Below are 16,289 nucleotides of genomic sequence, written 5' to 3'. Positions count from 1 at the left end.
GCGGACAAACGAGCTTTAGCGAGTTGCGTCAATAACCGTCGACATGCGCGTAATTTCGCGACGCGAGGCACCCGTGTCGGCGGCGACATCGCGCCATGCCGCCACCGATTGGCGCACTTCTCGCTCGATCACCTCAAGCCGCTTTCTGGAAACACGATAGAAGTCCGCCGTACCCTTCCATAAAGCGCTGTCCGGAGTCGGATCGACATCGTCGATCGCCAGAACATGCGCATCTTTTTCGGGATTGGGATTGATATCGAAGGCCGGCGACAAGCGCCAGCCATTCCCTTCGCGCAGGAAGCCGTGATTGCGCAGGTGATCGTCCCGGTTTCCGATCAGGATCGTGAACAGCACGCGCCGGTAAAGTTGCTCGAGATCGGAGCCGATGTGGTTTGCGACGCCGCTGTTCTCGATGGCCTGCACGATGTCGAGATACGAAGCGCCATCGCTCTGCTCCAGATCCGTCAGCGTCAACGCGGAGGCATAAGCTCGGCGCGAATCGCCATGCCGGTCGAAGCGGCGGACAAGATAGGTATGGCCACGATCCGAGAACTGCATGACGCGCGCTTCGGGCATATCGATGCCGGCCGCACGCGCGAGGCGATAGGCAATGAATTCCCACAGGCCGATGTCGTGGCGATCATCGTTGGAGGGAAACTTTGCCAGCCATAGCGAACCATCGACGTCGCGCACGGCGGCCTTGGGACGCGCTCCGCCGAGAGCCGAGCCGGGAGCAGCCAGATGCATCAGCCATTCGATGCGCTCCGGCGTGTCATCGTCATCGTTGCGTTCAACTTCCGCCGTGATCGCTTCGAGCTCGCGCAGATCCGTGATGGGTGGAGCTTGCAGCCTGTCCGCGTCCACGAACTGCTGGGTGTCCGGGCTGAAGAGCCGCAAGGCGCCCATGCGGGTTTCATCGCTGACACCTGCAAGGTAATCCCAGTCGCTCAGCGGGCGCGGCGCCTCGCCGCGCTGGCGCGATCGTATCCGCTCGCGCCGCTCGATCAGCATGCAGCCCCAGCGGTCGGGTGACGCGTCCTGGAATGCCGGAGAGAGTCGATTCGCGCCCGCCCGTGCGTAGAGACGTCCAGGCCCCACGATCAGTTGGTGATCGAGATCGAACGGCGCGATATCGCCGGTGCCAGCGATCCAGCCGTCCGCATATTCAAAGCCGATGACCTGGCGACCGCGATTGATGCTTCGCTCCAGGTGACCGACCAGCGCACTGCCGCCGAGGCTTGCATCGTCGAGCCGGACGTCCAGATCGTTCATCGCTTGCTCTGCTCCGGCGGCACGGTCTTGACCGTGCGGCGACCGCTGGGGCGCGGTGGCGCAAGCAGCGCATCCTGGAGTTCACGCCCTAGCTTGTCGTCGGCTGCCAGCTTGTCCAGATCGGCCGCAAGGTTCAGTACGGAGAGCACGCGAAACATGGTGGCGAGGCTGGTCGACGGATCGCCGTCCTCAAGCTTGGCCAGCGTGGGAACACTGACGCCCACGCGCTCGGCCATCACCGCCTGGGTCATTTTCCGGCGCAGGCGCGCGGCGCGCAGGCGCTCACCGAGCGCCTTGATCGCGCGCTGGGCGGCGGGGTGGCTGGGTGGGGTGCGCTTAGCCATACCAATTAAATTACATTGAAATGGCCTTTAATACAATTTAATTTTGTATTTGAACGCCGATTTGTTCAGATTTCTCCGATCATTTCAGTCCTGGCTCCGGGGACGCTGCGGCTCACCCGAACACCACCACGCTCTGCCGGCTCAGCGCCACCGCCTCCCCCTCGGGACTCCACAAGGTGGCGCTCTGGTTGAGATAGCCGTGGCTGCCCGCGGTGACTTCGGTATCCATCAGCCACAGGCCTTCGCGGGCCGGGCCGAAGTCATCCGACAGCAGTTCCAGCGTCCAGGTGAGCGAGCTGGCCATGGTCGGCTGTTTCAGCATCGACAGGCCGGGGGTGGGGACGATGTCGGCGTAGCCGATGATCTGCGACTCGCCCAGGGCGCCGGGGCCCGCATAGGGTTCGTCGCGGAAGCCGACGTAGATGCCGGTTCGCGGCTCCTCCCTGCCTTGGAAGATCGACACGCCGCCCAGCCAGCGCGTCGCCACGTGCTGCGTGAACGCTGGAGCGATGCCTTCGACATACGTGAACGGCTTGGCGGCTTCCGCCGGCGGCAGAAGAGGCCGCGGTGGCCTGATGTCGAGTGCTGACGCGCGCGCTTCGCCGAACACACCGAACAGCAGGCAGGCGGTCTGGCCCTGATCGAGCACGCGCGCTTCGATCTGCGTCACCGATTTTCCTCGGCGCAATACGTTCGCTTCGATCCGCACCGGCCCCGGTGCGATCGGCGCGATAAAGCTGGCCTGCAGCACGCGCAAGGGCACCGCTTGCGGCACCAGGTCGCGCATCGCGCGCACCGCCAGCGCCGCTTGCAGGCCACCGAAGATGGTGCGGCCCTGCGCCCAGCTTTCCGGCACCTCGGCGGTCCAGCCGCCATCGTGCGGACGGACGGTGTCGAGCACTTGCGAATACAGCATGTCGATTCTCCATGACGTCATCAAACTTATGCGCGGCGCATCGGCTCACCCGTGAAATTCCCGGGCGATTATCGGGAGATCGTGATCGCATCGATGCTTCGCGCAAGGCCTAGTATCCCAGCACATGACGAGGCGATGCACCTGCATTACTACTGCGCGGCCTCAGTGCAGCGAGGCACGGCGTTTCAACGCCGCAACGGACGCATACCCCCTCACTCGATCAACGGTGCCACGATGTCCACACCACACAGCAAACCGACGCTTGGGCTTATCCCGCTGCTCGCTGCCTTGGCACTGGCGCTGAGCGGCGGCAGTTCGATCGCCAAGACCGCCGCGCCGAAACACACCCGGCTGCCCACCTTCAGCATCGGCTGCAGCGATTATGTTTCCTGCGGTTTTCCCAGCGCCGTCAATACCGGCGTGCTGAAAGGCACCACGCTGAAACCGATGTCGGGCGGCGCCGACGGCATCAACATCACCCAGGATGGCACCGTGATCGATGGCGCCGACATCACCGGCTGGGTCAACGTCAGCGCCAACAACGTCACCATCAGGAATTCGCGCATCAGCACCACCGGCTACTGGGGCATCATGCTGGCCGAGGGTTTCTCCGGATTGAAGGTGCTCAACTGCACCATCGTCGGCGTGGTCGGCCAAGGCGCCGACAATGGCGGCGAAGACTACGGCATCGCCAATTACGGCGGCCCCGACGTCGAGATCGCCTACAACGACATCTCCGAGTTCGCGCACAACTTTGCCGGCAGCAATGGCTACGTGCACGACAACTACATGCACGATATGCAGGCTTTCATCTACGGCACCGGCACCGACTACGCACACCTCGAAGACGTGTACGACGGCGGTAACGACACACGCCCGCTGATCCTGCGGCACAACACCTTTCTCGACCAGGTCACCGGCGATCGCGGTGAAACGGCGGCGGTGTATGCGACGGACGATTTCGGTCCGCTGACCAATGTCACCATCGACAACAACTGGATGGCCGGCGGTGCGTATGCGCTCTATGCGGGCAGCCGCACCGGCAACTCCACCAACATCCACGTCACCAACAACTACTTCTCCACGGTGTACTTCGCCAACAGCGGCTTCTACGGGCCGCTGGGTGCGTACGATCCTGCCGGCGCGGGGAATGTGTTCAGCACCAACGTGTTTGCCGATGGCCCGAATGCGGGGCAGCTCATCACGCCTTGACCGGGCGATGCGCGCCGGGGCGTCAATGCATGGGCGCACGCGCCAGCGCCCATGCATCCACCCGCCGCACACCGGCGCGCTTGAGCACGCGTGCGCATTCGGCCAGGGTGGCGCCGGTAGTCATCACGTCGTCGAACAGGGCGATGTGATCGGGCAGCGCGGCGCCTTCGCGCAGCTGGAACGCGCCGCGCACGTTGCGGCGGCGGGCGGTGCGATCCAGTTCGGTCTGGGCGGAGGTGTCGCGGGTACGCACAAGCACGTCGTGCCCCAGCGCAACGCCGAGCATCGCCGCCAGCGGACGCGCCAGCTCCAGCGCCTGGTTGTAGCCGCGCTGGCGCAGGCGCGAGCGGTGCAGCGGCACCGGCACAATCAGGGCCGGCCGTTCGGACGGGACCGGTTCGCCGCGCCATAGCGCCGCCAGCGTGCGGCCCGCGGCAAGGTCGTCGCCGAACTTGAAGCGCGTTTCCAGGCGGTCCAGCGGCCAGCCATAACGGAACGGCGCCCACGCCGCCTCCCATGGCGGCAGCCGGCGCAGGCATTGTCCACAAGCGGCAGCCGCGACCGGCAGCGGCAAGGCGCAGCGCGCGCAGCAGGAATGATTGCGCGGCATGTCCTTCGCGCAGGCGGTGCACAAGTCCATGCCCTGCGCACCCGGAGCGCTGCACAGCAGGCAGCGCCATGGCAGCACCGCGGCGTGCAGGCGATCGAGCCCGCGCTGGAGCAGACGAACCGGCGCCTCCATGCGCATGCGACCGGCCTAGACCTTCGGCTTGAACATCGCCGCGTCCAGGATCGACCACAGGTGGATGATCCACCCCAGCCACACGATCCACAGCACGCCGGCCAGCACGAACATCACGATGGCGATCAGCAGGCGCCCCTGCACCAGCTGGCCGAGGCCGGGGATGAAGAAGCTGCAGATAGCGGCGAGCACATTGCCCGTACTGCCTTGTCCGGTGGTCATGCATGGGCTCCTGGATGGGCTGAACAGGTGGATCGTAGCCCAGAGCCGCCATTCCGACGCAGGCCATACGTTCCCGCATCGTCAACCTGATTATCGCCACTCCGGTTGACAGGCGCCGCAGCGCTGCCAGACTGTCGCCCTTCCCCGCCAGAGCCATCCCCATGACTCAAGCTCTCCGCCACGACTGGACCCGCGACGAGGTCGCCGCGCTGTTCGCGCTGCCGTTCAACGAGCTGCTGCACCGCGCGCACTCGCTGCATCGCGAGCACCACGACCCCAACGCCGTGCAGGTCTCCACCCTGCTGTCGATCAAGACCGGCGGCTGCCCGGAGGACTGCGCCTACTGTCCGCAGGCGGCGCGCTACGACACCGGCGTGAAAGCTCAGAAGCTGATGAGCGTGGATGCCGTGGTGGCGCGTGCGCAGGCGGCCAAGGACGCCGGCGCCAGCCGCTTCTGCATGGGCGCGGCCTGGCGCAGCCCGAAGGACCGCGACGTGGCCAAGGTGGCCGAGATCGTCTCGGCGGTGAAGGCGCTGGGCCTGGAAACCTGCGCCACCCTGGGCATGCTCGATGGCAACCAGGCGCAGACGCTCAAGCGCGCAGGCCTGGACTATTACAACCACAACCTGGACACCGCGCCGGAGTTCTACGGCGAGATCATCCACACCCGCGACTACCAGGACCGCCTCGACACACTCGAACACGTGCGCTCGGTGGGCCTGAAGACCTGCTGCGGCGGCATCGTCGGCATGGGCGAGACGCGCACGCAGCGCGCCGGCCTGCTGCAGACCCTGGCCAACCTGCCGGAGCATCCGCAGTCGGTGCCGATCAACCAGCTGGTGCAAGTGGCCGGCACGCCGCTGGAAGGCACCGAAGCGCTGGATCCGTTCGAATTCGTGCGCACGATTGCGGTGGCGCGCATCCTGATGCCGGCCTCGATGGTGCGCCTGTCCGCCGGCCGCCAGCAGATGGACGACGCGGTGCAGGCGCTGTGCTTCTTCGCGGGCGCCAATTCGATCTTCTACGGCGAGAAGCTGCTCACCACCGGCAACCCGGACGTGGAGCACGATCGCCGCCTGTTCCAGCGCCTGGACCTGCATCCGCTGCAGGTGGTGGAAGAAGCCGGCACGGTGCACGCCGATATCCTGGAAGACGCTGCGATGGCGGGCAGCTGCGGCAGCGGTTGCGGCTGCAGCGCGGCGGCCTGACCGCAGCGCCATGCCCCGCCCTTCCCTGCTCGCACGCCTGGCGCAGGCCACTCAGGAGCGCGCGCGGTCCGGCCTGCTACGCCGGCTGCGCACCGTCGAGCACGCCGAAGGCCCGTGGCTGGAAAGCGGCGGGCGGCGCCTGCTCGGTTTCTGCGGCAACGACTATCTGGGCCTGGCGCAGCATCCGCTGGTGATCGCCGCGTTCAAGCGCACGGCAGACGACGAAGGCGTGGGCAGCACCGCCGCGCATCTGATCTGCGGCCATCGCGCCGAACACGCGGCGCTGGAAGAAGCGCTGGCCGACTGGACCGGCCGCGAGCGCGTGGCGCTGTTCTCCACCGGCTACATGGCCAACCTCGGCGCGATGCAGGCGCTGCTGCGCGCGGGCGACGTCTGCGTGCAGGACAAGCTCAATCACGCCTGCCTGCTCGACGGCGCCGCGCTGGCCGGCGCGGAACTGAAGCGCTATCCGCACAACGACGTCGACGGCGCCGCGCGCCAGCTCGCCAGCCGCACGGAGGCCGGCGCATTACTTGCCACCGACGGCGTGTTCAGCATGGATGGCGACCTCGCCCCGCTGCGCGAACTGGCGAAGCTGTGCGAAGCGCAGGACGCCACCCTGATGGTCGACGACGCGCATGGCCTGGGCGTGCTCGGCGACAACGGCGCCGGCACGCTCAGCCTGCTGGAGCTGGGCCAGCGCGAGGTGCCCGTGCTGATGGCGACCCTGGGCAAGGCGCTGGGCTGCCATGGCGCCTTCGTCGCCGGCTCCGCCGGCCTGATCGAAGGCCTGCTGCAGTCCGCCCGTACCTACGTCTACACCACCGCCATGCCGCCGGCCGTCGCTGCCGCCGCGCTGGCCGCGGTGCGCGTGGCGCGCGAGGAAAGCTGGCGGCGCGAGAAGCTGGCCGCGCTGATCCGCCGTTTCCGCGACGGCGCACACCAGCTGGGCCTGCCCCTGATGCCTTCGGATACCGCCATCCAGCCGCTGCTGCTGGGCGAGGCCGGCACGATAATGGCCGCCGCCGGCGCGCTGGAACAGGTGGGTTTCCTGGTCGGCGCGATCCGCCCGCCCACCGTGCCCGCCGGCAAGGCGCGGCTGCGCATCACGCTGTCGGCAGCCCACGAGGAGGAACACGTGGACATGCTGCTGGAGGCCCTGTCCGGCCTGGCGCCGGGCGAGGCAGGCAGCCCGCCGCTATAATGGCGCGCTACCTGCCGTATCCCTCATGCCGATCGTCAATCTCTCCGCCTACAAATTCGTCAGCCTGGAAGACCTTCCTGCGCTGCGCGAGCGCGCGCTCGAACGCTGCCTGGCGCTGTCGCTGAAAGGCACCATCCTGCTGGCGCCGGAGGGGATCAACCTGTTCCTGGCCGGCCCGCGCGAAGCGACGGACGCGTTCATGGCCTGGCTGCGCGAGGACGCGCGCTTCGCCGACCTCGCGCCGAAGGAGTCGTTGTCCGACGACGTGCCGTTCGGCCGCATGCGCGTGCGGCTGAAGAAGGAAATCATCACCATGCGCCTGCCGACGATCCGGCCCGAAGGCGGCCGCGCCCCGTCGGTGGCGCCGGCCACGCTGCGGCGCTGGCTGGAACAGGGCCGCGACGACGACGGGCGCGAAGTGGTGCTGCTGGATACGCGCAACGACTACGAAACGGATGTGGGCCTGTTCGAGCACGCCGTGGATTACCGCATCGCCAGCTTCACCGCCTTCCCTGAAGCCGTCGCCGCGGATCGGGCGCGCTTCGAGGGCCGCACGGTGGTGTCGTACTGCACCGGCGGCATCCGCTGCGAAAAGGCGGCGCTGCATATGCAGGATATTGGCGTGGAAAACGTGTTCCAGCTCGAAGGCGGCATCCTGAAATATTTCGAAGAAACCGACGGCGCCTATTGGCGCGGCGGCTGCTTCGTGTTCGACGAACGCGGTGCGGTCGACAAGGAACTCGCTCCCTCCGCCATCGGCGGCGACAGAGCGGACGCATGAGCCTGCACGTGGACGTGCGCGGCACGGGTCCCGTGCCGGTGGTGATGTTGCACGGCTGGGCCATGCATGGCGGCGTGATGGCGCCGCTGGCCGAAGCGCTGGAACAGCGCTGCACCGTCTACGTGGTGGATCTGCCGGGCCATGGCCATTCGCGCGACTGCGGCATTCCGCTGGCGCCTTCGGCCTGCGCCGCGGCCATTGCCAACGCGACACCGCCGGCCCTGTGGCTGGGCTGGTCGCTGGGCGGCCTGATCGCGCTGACTGCCGCGCTGGAACGCCCGCGCCAGGTGCGCGGCCTGGCCATGGTCTGCGCCACGCCCAAGTTCGTGCGCGACGACAGCTGGCCCTACGGCAGCGACCCCACCCTGGTGCGCCAGCTCGCCACCGATCTGGAAACCGACTACCACGCCACGCTGGAGCGCTTCCTGGCGCTGGAAGCCATGGGCAGCGCCGACCCGCGCGCCGAGCTGCGCCATCTGCGCGCGCTGGCCTTCGAGCGCGGCGAGCCGGACCTGCGCGTGCTGCAGGAAGGCATCCGCATCCTCGACGACACCGACCGCCGCGCCGCCCTGCCGGACCTGGCGGTACCCAGCGCCTGGATCGCCGGCCACCGCGACCGCCTGGTGCATCCGCAAGCGATGCAGTGGTCGTCCACCCAATGCGGCGGCGGCTACGACGAGATCGCGCGCGCCGGCCACGCACCGTTCTTCGGCCACGCCGAGGCAGTGGCGCAGGCCCTCAACCCTCTGCTGGATAGCTGGCGATGAGCGACTTCCATATCGACCGGCGCCAGGTCCGCCGCAATTTCGGCCGCGCCGCGCGCACCTACGAGCAGCACGATGCGCTGCAGCGCGAGGTGCAGAACCTGCTGTTCGAGCGGTTGGATTTCTATCTGGAAGCGCCAGCCCTGGTCGTCGACGTCGGCGCCGGTACCGGCCGCGGCGCGGCGCTGCTGAAGAAGCGCTATGCCAAGGCGCAGGTGCTGGCGACGGATCTCGCGCTGCCGATGCTGCGCGCGGCCAGGCAGCATGCGAGCTGGCTGAAACCCTTCCAGCGCGTATGCGCGGAAGCCACCGAGCTGCCGCTGCCGGACCACAGCGTGGACGTGCTGCATTCCAACCTGTGCTTCCAGTGGATCGACGACCTGCAGGCGCTGTTCGGCGAATGCGTGCGCGTGCTCAAGCCCGGCGGCCTGCTGCTGTTCTCCACCTTCGGCCCCGACACGCTGAAGGAACTGCGCGCGGCCTGGGCGCAGGCCGACCAGCAGCCGCACGTAAGCCGCTTCCTGGACATGCACGACCTGGGCGACGCCATGATCGCCGCCGGCCTGCGCGACCCGGTGCTGGACGTGGACCGCTACACCCTCACCTACAGCGAGCCGCGCCTGCTGCTGAAGGAACTGCAGGGCCTGGGCGCCACCAATGCCGATACCGCGCGCGAGCGCGGGCTGACCGGCAAGAAGCACTACCGCCAGATGCTGGGCGCCTACGAAACCATGCGCGTCGACGGACGCGTGCCGGCCACCTGGGAGGTGGTGACGGCGCATGCGTGGGGTCCGGCGACCGGCCAGTCGCGCCGCGTGAAAGGCGGCGGCGAGATCGCCAGCTTCTCGGTGGACAGCCTGCGCGGTTCGCGCCGCCGCTAAGCGCCGAAACGGTTGAGCGGCAGGCGCAGGTAGCGCACGCCTTCCTCGTCCGGTGGCGGCAGGCGGCCGCCGCGGATATTCACCTGCAGCGCCGGCAGCAGCAGCCGCGGCACGGGCAGCGTGGCGTCGCGCGCGGTGCGCAGAGCGACGAACGAGGCTTCGGTCGCGCCATCTTTCACGTGCACGTTGCCGTGGCGCTGCGCGGGGATGCTGGTCTGCGCTTCCGCACCGCGCGACGCCGGCGGATAGTCGTGGCACAGGAACAGCCGCGTTTCCGGCGGCAGCGCAAGGATGCGCTGGATCGACGCGTACAGGCGCGTGGCATCGCCGCCGGGGAAATCGCAGCGCGCGGTGCCGGTTTCCGGCGCGAACAGCGTGTCGCCCACGAAGGCAGCGTCGCCGATCAGATAGGTCAGTCCGTCGTCGGTGTGGCCCGGCGTGGCCATGGCGCGGATTTCCATCACGCCCGCATGCAGCACGTCGCCATCGCGCAGCAGGCGGTCGAACTGGCGGCCGTCCGGCACGAATTCCTCGCCCAGGCCGAACAGCGCCTTGAAGCGCGACTGCACGCGCACGATGCCTTCGCCGATGGCGAGCTTCGCGCCGAACGCATCGCGCAGATGGTCGCCCGCACTCAGGTGATCGGCGTGGGCGTGGGTTTCCAGAATCCATTCCACCGTCAGCCGCTGCTCGTGCACATAGGCCGCCACGGCATCGGCCGAAGCGGTCGACACGTGCGCGGCGGCCGCGTCGTAGTCCAGCACCGGATCGATCACCACCGCGGAGCGGCCTTCGTGGACGACGTAGGTGAAGGTGTTGGTGTCGGCGTGGAAGAACGCGCGGACGATGGGTTGGAGCAGGGACATCGGTATTACCTCGCCGGCGTGACGGTGACGCAGCGGACATAGTGCAGCGCGCCGGTTGTTCTTGTCACCGCTCCTACTGAAACTCTTCTCCCCGCCGGGGAGCACGCGGGGAGAGCACATGGATGTGCTCTGCTTTGAGGAGCGAGGAAGATGCCGGTCCCACGGGGACTCCCTTCGGTCGCAGCAGATGAGGGGCGGGGGCTCGCGGTGGCGCTTCTACGGGGCGAAGAAAAACTTTGGCGCTTGTAGCGGCCCTCCGCGCACCGCTCCGCCCGGCCCCTCACCCCAGCCCTCTCCCCGGAGGGGAGAGGGAGCAAGAGCGGCGGCGTCGCTTATTATTTGGCGTTGTGGCGGAAGCAGCCGGTGATGTGGTCGTCCACCATGCCGGTGGCCTGCATGAAGGCGTAGCAGATGGTGCTGCCGACGAAGCGGAAGCCGCGCTTCTTCAGGTCCTTGCTCATGCGGTCGGACACCGCCGTGCTGGCCGGCACCTCGCTGCGCTCGCGCCAGCGGTTCTTCAGCGGCTTGCCGTCGACGAAGGACCATAGATGCGCATCGAGGCTGCCCAGTTCGTCGATGACCTGGAGCGCGGCCTGCGCATTGCCACGCGTAGCGGAAAGCTTGAGGCGGTTGCGCACGATGCCCGGATCGAGCATGAGCTTTTCCAGCTCGCGATCCTTCATCGCCGCCACGCGTGCGATCTCGAAGTTATGGAACACCTCGCGGTAGCGCTCGCGCTTGACCAGCACCGTGCGCCAGGACAAGCCGGCCTGCGCGCCTTCCAGGATCAGGCATTCGAACAGCAGGCGGTCGTCGTGCAGCGGCACGCCCCACTCGCTGTCGTGATAGTCGCGTTCGATCTCGCTGCCGTCGGCCCAGGCGCAGCGGGTGAGAGGCTTAGCCATGCGTCGTGCTCCCGAAGGGAGGCGCAGCATAGCGGGAACGGGGAGCGCCGCGCTCCCCGTCCCTGGCCGATCAGATGGTGATCGCCTCGCGCCGGCGCTGGCGCATATGGTTGAGCACCAGCACCACCACCAGCAGCACCAGCACCACGGCGAAGATGCTGACGCCGAGGTTGTCGCCGCGCAGGCCGGCGGCATAGCCGGCGGGCAGCTGGCTGCCGTTGTCTTCGATATTCACCGCGGCCATGCCGGTGTAGTGCATGCCGCATACGGCGACGCCCATCACCAGGGCGCTGCCCACCATCTGCGCCATGCCGCGCAGGTTGAAGGCCAGCCACAGCGCGGCGATCGAGGCGACGATGGCGATCAGCACGGACAGCGCCACGATGCTCACGTCATAAGTGATGAAAGCGCCCATCAGTACCGCCGCCATGCCGAGGTAATGCATGCCGGCCACGCCCAGACCCATGCACACGCCGGCCGCCACCAGCTTGGGCCAGCTGAAGCTGCCGCTGCCAGCGATGGCCAGGCCCATCGAGCAGGCGGCGAACGCGAGCACCGCCGACAGCGACGTACGCGCCAGGTCGTAGGTGACCGGCATGCCCATGTCGCAGGCGAGCATGGCGATGAAATGCATGGCCCAGATCGCGCCCACGCCCATGGCCGCCCCGGCGGCGAGGATGGCGGCGGTGCGCTGGCGGCTGCTTTGCGCCAGCGGAATGCCCACCGCCAGTTGCAGCGCCGTATACGAACCGAGCACCGAGATCAGGTAGGAAAGAACGATCAGCATCCAGCTGTAGCTTTGATGCGCAGCCATGGCATTTCTCCTTGGTTCGCGTGGAATTGGTTCGCGTGGAAATTCAAAAAAAGCCCGCCTGCGGCGCGGATGCGCCGTGGGTGTCTGCCATGGGTCCGGGCCGGGACCGGTCCCCCCTGCTTACTGCACGTCCGTCAGTGCGAGATCTCGAGAATGCAGCTCGCCGCGCCGTGGCTGCGGCAGAACAGGTTGCGTACGAACACGGTCTGCGGCTCGACGGATCCGCCGAGCACGCCTTCGATATAACCACTGAAGAAACGGCAGCCGGACTGACTGCCGGGCGAACACAACGGGCTGTTCTGGATCAACAGCTGGCCGTCGCGCCAGTCCACGCTGGCCAGCTCGCGCATGGCCGGCACGGCAATGCGCTTGATCGCATCGACCAGGGTGAGCTTGGCGCCCATCGCGTACTCGCGCTTGTACACCCAGGCGCCGGTGCGGCGGCCGGCCAGATGCAGCGAGGCTTCGCGCGCATCGGCCGCCACCGCGTGTTCGAGATTGCGCAGCCAGGGATAGATCTTCGGATAGTCGCGCGCCAGCTGCGGCAGCGTGCTTTCCACCTGGTGCACGTCGGGGCCTGCGCTTTGCGTCGGCGGCAGCGGTGCCGGCGGCGCTATCGGCGCGGGGCCTGGCGCGGATACCGCCTGCGCCATCGCCGCCATCGCCGGACGGCCTTCGGCAAGGCCCGCTTCGAAGCTCAGCACGCGGCTATGCGTGGCGAGCGCTTCTTCCATCGCGAGCTGCCGGTCGGTGGGACCGCGCACGATCATGGTCAGCCAGGTTCCCCGGCCGTCCTGGGACAAACGTTGCCGCACCAGGGTGAATCCGTTGGCCACGACGACGCGGCCAAGCTCCACCAGCAATCCTTCGCGGCGGTCCGAAAGGACCTGCACCTCCAGCTCGATCATCTTTCCCCCTGTGGTCGATGCTGGTTTCAATTGTGAACGGCAACATGAGTCATGCGATCCAGGCAAAATGTGATGTCTTTCTAGAAACTCGCATTGCGCCTCGCATTCATTGATCGGCTCGACGTTTGTTCTACACACGCTCTTCACGCAAGCGCGTCGGTACACGTCGATCCATCGCTAAGCTTGCGCATCGCTGACCTCTTTCCACTTACGTCGCACACACACTCGACGAAAAAATTTGCGCAGGCCACATGTCTTCGAATGCTTCCAGGCGCGGCGCGATCGCCGCGATGCTCGTCACCATCCTCATCTGGGCCTACAGCTGGGTGGTGATGAAGCAGGTGCTGCAGCATGCGGGGCCGTTCCAGTTTTCCGCGCTGCGCTACACGCTGGGCGCGCTGGTGCTGTTCGGCGTGCTGCTGGCGACGCGGCAGTCGCTGCGTCCGCCACCGCTGCTGCCGACGGCGCTGATCGGCTTGTGCCAGACGGCGGCGTTCCAGGGCCTGGGCCAGTGGGCGCTGGTGGAAGGCGGTGCGGGACGCGTCGCGCTGCTCGCCTACACCATGCCGTTTTGGGCGGTGCTGCTGGCGTGGGTGGTGCTGCGCGAGAAGCCTACGTCGCGGCATTGGGCAGGGCTTGCGCTCGCGGCGCTGGGCCTGGTGTGCATCATCGAGCCCTGGCGTGGCCTCGGCACCGGCGGCAGCACCATGCTGGCGATCGGCGCGGGCGCGGCCTGGGCGATGGGCACGGTGCTGAGCAAGCGCATGTTCCAGCGGCATAAGCCGACACCTCTCAACCTCACCGCGTGGCAGATGCTGTTCGGCGCGCTGGGTCTGTGCATGGTGGCGCTGCTGGTGCCGCAGCGGCCGATCGACTGGACCTGGGATCTGATCGCGGGCCTGGCCTACAGCGTGGTGCTGGCGTCGAGCGTGGCCTGGGGCCTATGGCTGCTGGTGCTGCAGCGCCTGCCGACCGCGGTGGCGAGCCTGTCCAGCCTGGGCGTGCCGATCGTCAGCGTGCTGCTGGCGTGGGCGATCCTGCACGAGCAGCCGTCGGCGATGGAATGGGGTGGGATTGCGCTGGTGCTCGCTGGCTTGCTCGCCGTGAGCGGTTTGAAATTGAAGAGGCCGGCGTAGGTTGGGGTGAGCCGCAGGCGAACCCCAACGTTGCCACCTTCAAGCGCCGCGCAACGTTGGGGTTCGCCTGTGGCTCACCCCAACCTACGCGGTGAGGGCGCTTACCAGGGCAAGGCGTCGAGATCGATGTTGCCGCCGGTCAGCACCAGGCCGACGCGGCGGCCGGCGAAATGCTCGGGCTGCTTCAGCACCGCGGCGAGCACGGTGGCGCTGGACGGTTCGATCACCAGCTTCAGTTCGCGCCACAGCAGCTTCATCGCCGCGACCACTTCTTCGTCGCTGACGGTGATCACCTGCGTGCGATGCGTGCGCAGCGCATCGAAGTTCGGCTCGCCGACCAGCGCGCGCAAGCCATCGCAGATGGTGTCCGGATGAAAGGACTCGATGCGTGCGCCGCGCGCCAGCGACTGTGCGATATCGTCCGCACCCGCCGGCTCCGCGCCGAACATGGCCAGCTCCGGCTTCAAGCCATGCGCGGCAATCGCACAACCGGCGGCAAGCCCGCCGCCACCAAGCGGCGTGATCAGCGCATCGATGCCTTCCACCTGGCGCAGCAGCTCCAGCACCAGGGTGCCCTGCCCCGCCATCACGCGCGGGTCGGCATAGGGATGCACCATCTCCGCGCCGGTCTGGCGCTGCACCTCGGCGGACATCGCCTCGCGCGCCGCTTGCGTCGGCCCGCAGCGGTGCAGCACCGCGCCGGCCTGTTCGATCGCATCCACCTTGGCGCGCACCGCGCCGGCGGGCACCACCACATGCGCCGTGATGCCGCGCGTGGCGGCGGCCATGGCCAAGGCATTGCCGTGGTTGCCGGAGGAATGCGTGACCACACCGCGCGCAGCCTGTTCGTCATCCAGCGACCACACCGCATTGCAGGCGCCGCGGAATTTGAACGCGCCGCCGCGCTGCAGGTTCTCGCATTTGAAATGCAGTTCCGCGCCGGCGAGTGCATCCAGGCGTGCACTGCGCAGCACCGGGGTCACCATGGCGTAAGGAGCGATGCGCGCGGCGGCGTCGCGGATCTGGTCGAGGTCGGGCAGTGCACTCATGGCAGTTCGATCTCCACGCCGCAGCGGAAGCGGCGTTCGGTTCCGGGTTCGAGGCGGATGGCATCAGCGCAATCCGCCCGGTTGAAGGCATCGGCCCAGCTTTCCATCGGCTCCAGCGCCACCGAGCGGCGCACGTCGCGCGTGACGGTGTCGGCGGTGAACGCCAGCATCACACCGGACTCCTGCCACACGGCCAGGCCCAGGCCGCTGTCGGGGTCGCGCAGGCGGGTGCGGGCGCGGCCGTCCTCGTCCAGGCGCAGCTGCGCATAGGCGTGGTTGATCTCGTGCGCGCCGATCGGGCGCGGGCGGCGGAAATCCAGCGCGGGCTCTTCCTGCATCGGCACGTGCGCCGCCTTGCCGGGCAGCGGGATGTAGTCGGCATCGGTGCGCACGATGGTCTCGGCGGGAATCTGCAGTTCCCAGGCATCGGCCGGTGCATCGCCCAGGCGGAAATACGGATGCCAGCCGAAGAAGCACGGCGCCGCGCGGTCGCCGACATTGCGCATGCTCGCTTCCAGCGTGAGGCCGTCGGCATCGAGCAGATAGCTGATGCTGAGGTCGATCGCGAACGGGTAGCCCGGATGCACGCCGGGGCGAATCGCCGAGGTCCGGAATTCAACATGCGCACCCAATTCGTTCGCGCCGAAACCGGCCAGTTCGAAATCCACGCCGCGCACGAAGCCATGCCGTGCCGCCCGCTGCCTGCCCTCGATGCCGGGCTGCAGGTCGTGGGTTTCGCCGTCGAAGCTGTAGCGCGCATCGTCGATGCGGTTGGCGAACGGCGCCATGATGGCGAAGCGCGAGCTCGGGCGGCTGTCCAGCTCGGCGGCGTCGCGGTAGCCGTCGGCCAGGTCCAGCGTGGCCGCACCCAGGGTCTGTTCCAGCCCGATCACCGTGGCACCGCGCCGCGCGATGCGCACGCGCCGGCCGCGGGAGGGGTCTTCCAGGATCACGATCTCGTGGGGCCCCACGCTGCTGCGTCCGGCGCGGTAGGCATGGCTCGGCATTAGCTTGTCCTGCTGCGAAAATGCCGCATGTTAGCCTGAACCGTCTCCGCAGCCTGCC

The 16,289-nt window shown here is 67.8% G+C and carries 18 protein-coding genes; 7 read left to right on the top strand and 11 right to left on the bottom strand.

The window, feature by feature from the left end; translation table 11 throughout:
• Positions 1–15 precede the first annotated feature (15 nt).
• The 3 genes from KK141_RS13080 to KK141_RS13070 all read right to left on the bottom strand — a co-directional run bounded on the left by KK141_RS13080 (position 16) and on the right by KK141_RS13070 (position 2,532).
• Complete coding sequence (locus KK141_RS13080) at positions 16–1,272, bottom strand: HipA domain-containing protein (RefSeq protein ID WP_214570088.1); 1,257 nt, start codon at positions 1,270–1,272, stop codon at positions 16–18.
• Positions 1,269–1,616, bottom strand: a complete 348-nt coding sequence (locus KK141_RS13075) for a helix-turn-helix transcriptional regulator (RefSeq protein ID WP_214570089.1) — start codon at positions 1,614–1,616, stop codon at positions 1,269–1,271. Before KK141_RS13075 ends, KK141_RS13080 begins: the two co-directional genes overlap by 4 nt.
• 112 nt (positions 1,617–1,728) lie before the next feature.
• Positions 1,729–2,532 carry a thioesterase family protein gene (locus KK141_RS13070; RefSeq protein ID WP_214570090.1) on the bottom strand — a complete coding sequence of 268 codons (804 nt, stop codon included), beginning with the start codon at positions 2,530–2,532 and terminating at the stop codon, positions 1,729–1,731.
• Positions 2,533–2,766: 234 nt separating this feature from the next.
• Between KK141_RS13070 and KK141_RS13065 the strand changes: the two genes are divergently transcribed.
• The gene (locus tag KK141_RS13065) at positions 2,767–3,744 is read left to right on the top strand and encodes a right-handed parallel beta-helix repeat-containing protein (RefSeq protein WP_214570091.1); all 978 of its coding nucleotides are present in this window, start codon (positions 2,767–2,769) and stop codon (positions 3,742–3,744) included.
• A 22-nt stretch (positions 3,745–3,766) separates the two neighbouring features.
• Here KK141_RS13065 and KK141_RS13060 read toward each other — a convergent pair whose 3' ends face one another.
• Complete coding sequence (locus tag KK141_RS13060; RefSeq protein ID WP_214570138.1) at positions 3,767–4,486, bottom strand: ComF family protein; 720 nt, start codon at positions 4,484–4,486, stop codon at positions 3,767–3,769.
• A 15-nt stretch (positions 4,487–4,501) separates the two neighbouring features.
• Positions 4,502–4,708, bottom strand: coding sequence for a hypothetical protein (locus tag KK141_RS13055; RefSeq protein WP_214570092.1), 207 nt, complete (start codon positions 4,706–4,708; stop codon positions 4,502–4,504).
• A 161-nt stretch (positions 4,709–4,869) separates the two neighbouring features.
• Here KK141_RS13055 and bioB point away from each other — a divergent pair, with 161 nt between their 5' ends.
• The 5 genes from bioB to bioC are packed head-to-tail and all read left to right on the top strand — an operon-like array spanning position 4,870 to position 9,546.
• Complete coding sequence (gene bioB, locus KK141_RS13050) at positions 4,870–5,916, top strand: biotin synthase BioB (RefSeq protein ID WP_214570093.1); 1,047 nt, start codon at positions 4,870–4,872, stop codon at positions 5,914–5,916.
• 10 nt (positions 5,917–5,926) lie between these two features.
• Positions 5,927–7,120: an 8-amino-7-oxononanoate synthase gene (gene bioF / locus KK141_RS13045; protein WP_214570094.1), complete on the top strand. Its 1,194-nt coding sequence runs from the start codon at positions 5,927–5,929 to the stop codon at positions 7,118–7,120.
• Positions 7,121–7,145: 25 nt separating this feature from the next.
• Positions 7,146–7,901 (top strand): sulfurtransferase, encoded by a 756-nt coding sequence (locus tag KK141_RS13040; protein ID WP_214570095.1) that lies wholly within the window; start codon positions 7,146–7,148, stop codon positions 7,899–7,901.
• A complete protein-coding gene (bioH, locus tag KK141_RS13035) occupies positions 7,898–8,668 on the top strand; it encodes a pimeloyl-ACP methyl ester esterase BioH (protein ID WP_214570096.1) in 771 nt (256 codons plus the stop codon). Before KK141_RS13040 ends, bioH begins: the two co-directional genes overlap by 4 nt.
• Positions 8,665–9,546: a malonyl-ACP O-methyltransferase BioC gene (gene bioC / locus KK141_RS13030; protein ID WP_214570097.1), complete on the top strand. Its 882-nt coding sequence runs from the start codon at positions 8,665–8,667 to the stop codon at positions 9,544–9,546. The genes bioH and bioC overlap by 4 nt, the downstream gene beginning before the upstream one ends.
• On the opposite strand, the gene KK141_RS13025 is transcribed toward bioC, so the two are convergent.
• From KK141_RS13025 to KK141_RS13010, 4 genes are all read right to left on the bottom strand, one after another.
• Entirely contained in the window at positions 9,543–10,412 is an 870-nt protein-coding gene (locus KK141_RS13025) for an MBL fold metallo-hydrolase (RefSeq protein WP_214570098.1), read from the bottom strand. The two genes, bioC and KK141_RS13025, sit on opposite strands and share 4 nt — an antisense overlap.
• Before the next feature lie 335 nt (positions 10,413–10,747).
• Positions 10,748–11,317, bottom strand: a complete 570-nt coding sequence (locus tag KK141_RS13020) for a DNA-3-methyladenine glycosylase I (protein ID WP_214570099.1) — start codon at positions 11,315–11,317, stop codon at positions 10,748–10,750.
• 70 nt (positions 11,318–11,387) lie between these two features.
• On the bottom strand, positions 11,388–12,131 hold the full coding sequence (locus KK141_RS13015; RefSeq protein WP_214570100.1) for an MHYT domain-containing protein: 744 nt from the start codon (positions 12,129–12,131) through the stop codon (positions 11,388–11,390).
• Positions 12,132–12,265: 134 nt separating this feature from the next.
• Positions 12,266–13,039 (bottom strand): hypothetical protein, encoded by a 774-nt coding sequence (locus KK141_RS13010; protein WP_214570101.1) that lies wholly within the window; start codon positions 13,037–13,039, stop codon positions 12,266–12,268.
• Positions 13,040–13,290: 251 nt separating this feature from the next.
• Here KK141_RS13010 and KK141_RS13005 point away from each other — a divergent pair, with 251 nt between their 5' ends.
• Entirely contained in the window at positions 13,291–14,175 is an 885-nt protein-coding gene (locus KK141_RS13005; protein WP_214570102.1) for a DMT family transporter, read from the top strand.
• 101 nt (positions 14,176–14,276) lie between these two features.
• On the opposite strand, the gene KK141_RS13000 is transcribed toward KK141_RS13005, so the two are convergent.
• Both KK141_RS13000 and KK141_RS12995 read right to left on the bottom strand, forming a co-directional pair.
• Positions 14,277–15,224 carry a pyridoxal-phosphate dependent enzyme gene (locus tag KK141_RS13000; RefSeq protein WP_214570103.1) on the bottom strand — a complete coding sequence of 316 codons (948 nt, stop codon included), beginning with the start codon at positions 15,222–15,224 and terminating at the stop codon, positions 14,277–14,279.
• Positions 15,221–16,231 carry an aldose epimerase gene (locus KK141_RS12995; RefSeq protein WP_214570104.1) on the bottom strand — a complete coding sequence of 337 codons (1,011 nt, stop codon included), beginning with the start codon at positions 16,229–16,231 and terminating at the stop codon, positions 15,221–15,223. Before KK141_RS12995 ends, KK141_RS13000 begins: the two co-directional genes overlap by 4 nt.
• Between the last annotated feature and the right edge of the window lie 58 nt (positions 16,232–16,289).

Origin of the sequence: Dyella sp. LX-66 (assembly GCF_018599165.1) — a bacterium.
GTDB classification, from domain to species: Bacteria; Pseudomonadota; Gammaproteobacteria; order Xanthomonadales; family Rhodanobacteraceae; genus Dyella_D; species Dyella_D marensis.
Note: the sequence above shows the minus strand (reverse complement) of the source record. Positions and strands in the feature narration are given on the sequence as shown.

What these genes read in the sequence shown, in the direction of transcription:
- KK141_RS13010 (WP_214570101.1), bottom strand. Translation starts at nt 13,039, where the DNA reads ATGATCGAGCTGGAGGTGCAGGTCCTTTCGGACCGCCGCGAAGGATTG.
- KK141_RS13020 (WP_214570099.1), bottom strand. Translation starts at nt 11,317, where the DNA reads ATGGCTAAGCCTCTCACCCGCTGCGCCTGGGCCGACGGCAGCGAGATC.
- bioH (WP_214570096.1), top strand. Translation starts at nt 7,898, where the DNA reads ATGAGCCTGCACGTGGACGTGCGCGGCACGGGTCCCGTGCCGGTGGTG.
- KK141_RS13040 (WP_214570095.1), top strand. Translation starts at nt 7,146, where the DNA reads ATGCCGATCGTCAATCTCTCCGCCTACAAATTCGTCAGCCTGGAAGAC.
- KK141_RS13060 (WP_214570138.1), bottom strand. Translation starts at nt 4,486, where the DNA reads ATGGAGGCGCCGGTTCGTCTGCTCCAGCGCGGGCTCGATCGCCTGCAC.
- KK141_RS13080 (WP_214570088.1), bottom strand. Translation starts at nt 1,272, where the DNA reads ATGAACGATCTGGACGTCCGGCTCGACGATGCAAGCCTCGGCGGCAGT.
- KK141_RS13070 (WP_214570090.1), bottom strand. Translation starts at nt 2,532, where the DNA reads ATGCTGTATTCGCAAGTGCTCGACACCGTCCGTCCGCACGATGGCGGC.
- KK141_RS12995 (WP_214570104.1), bottom strand. Translation starts at nt 16,231, where the DNA reads ATGCCGAGCCATGCCTACCGCGCCGGACGCAGCAGCGTGGGGCCCCAC.
- KK141_RS13065 (WP_214570091.1), top strand. Translation starts at nt 2,767, where the DNA reads ATGTCCACACCACACAGCAAACCGACGCTTGGGCTTATCCCGCTGCTC.
- KK141_RS13025 (WP_214570098.1), bottom strand. Translation starts at nt 10,412, where the DNA reads ATGTCCCTGCTCCAACCCATCGTCCGCGCGTTCTTCCACGCCGACACC.
- bioF (WP_214570094.1), top strand. Translation starts at nt 5,927, where the DNA reads ATGCCCCGCCCTTCCCTGCTCGCACGCCTGGCGCAGGCCACTCAGGAG.
- bioB (WP_214570093.1), top strand. Translation starts at nt 4,870, where the DNA reads ATGACTCAAGCTCTCCGCCACGACTGGACCCGCGACGAGGTCGCCGCG.
- KK141_RS13000 (WP_214570103.1), bottom strand. Translation starts at nt 15,224, where the DNA reads ATGAGTGCACTGCCCGACCTCGACCAGATCCGCGACGCCGCCGCGCGC.
- bioC (WP_214570097.1), top strand. Translation starts at nt 8,665, where the DNA reads ATGAGCGACTTCCATATCGACCGGCGCCAGGTCCGCCGCAATTTCGGC.
- KK141_RS13005 (WP_214570102.1), top strand. Translation starts at nt 13,291, where the DNA reads ATGTCTTCGAATGCTTCCAGGCGCGGCGCGATCGCCGCGATGCTCGTC.
- KK141_RS13055 (WP_214570092.1), bottom strand. Translation starts at nt 4,708, where the DNA reads ATGACCACCGGACAAGGCAGTACGGGCAATGTGCTCGCCGCTATCTGC.
- KK141_RS13015 (WP_214570100.1), bottom strand. Translation starts at nt 12,131, where the DNA reads ATGGCTGCGCATCAAAGCTACAGCTGGATGCTGATCGTTCTTTCCTAC.
- KK141_RS13075 (WP_214570089.1), bottom strand. Translation starts at nt 1,616, where the DNA reads ATGGCTAAGCGCACCCCACCCAGCCACCCCGCCGCCCAGCGCGCGATC.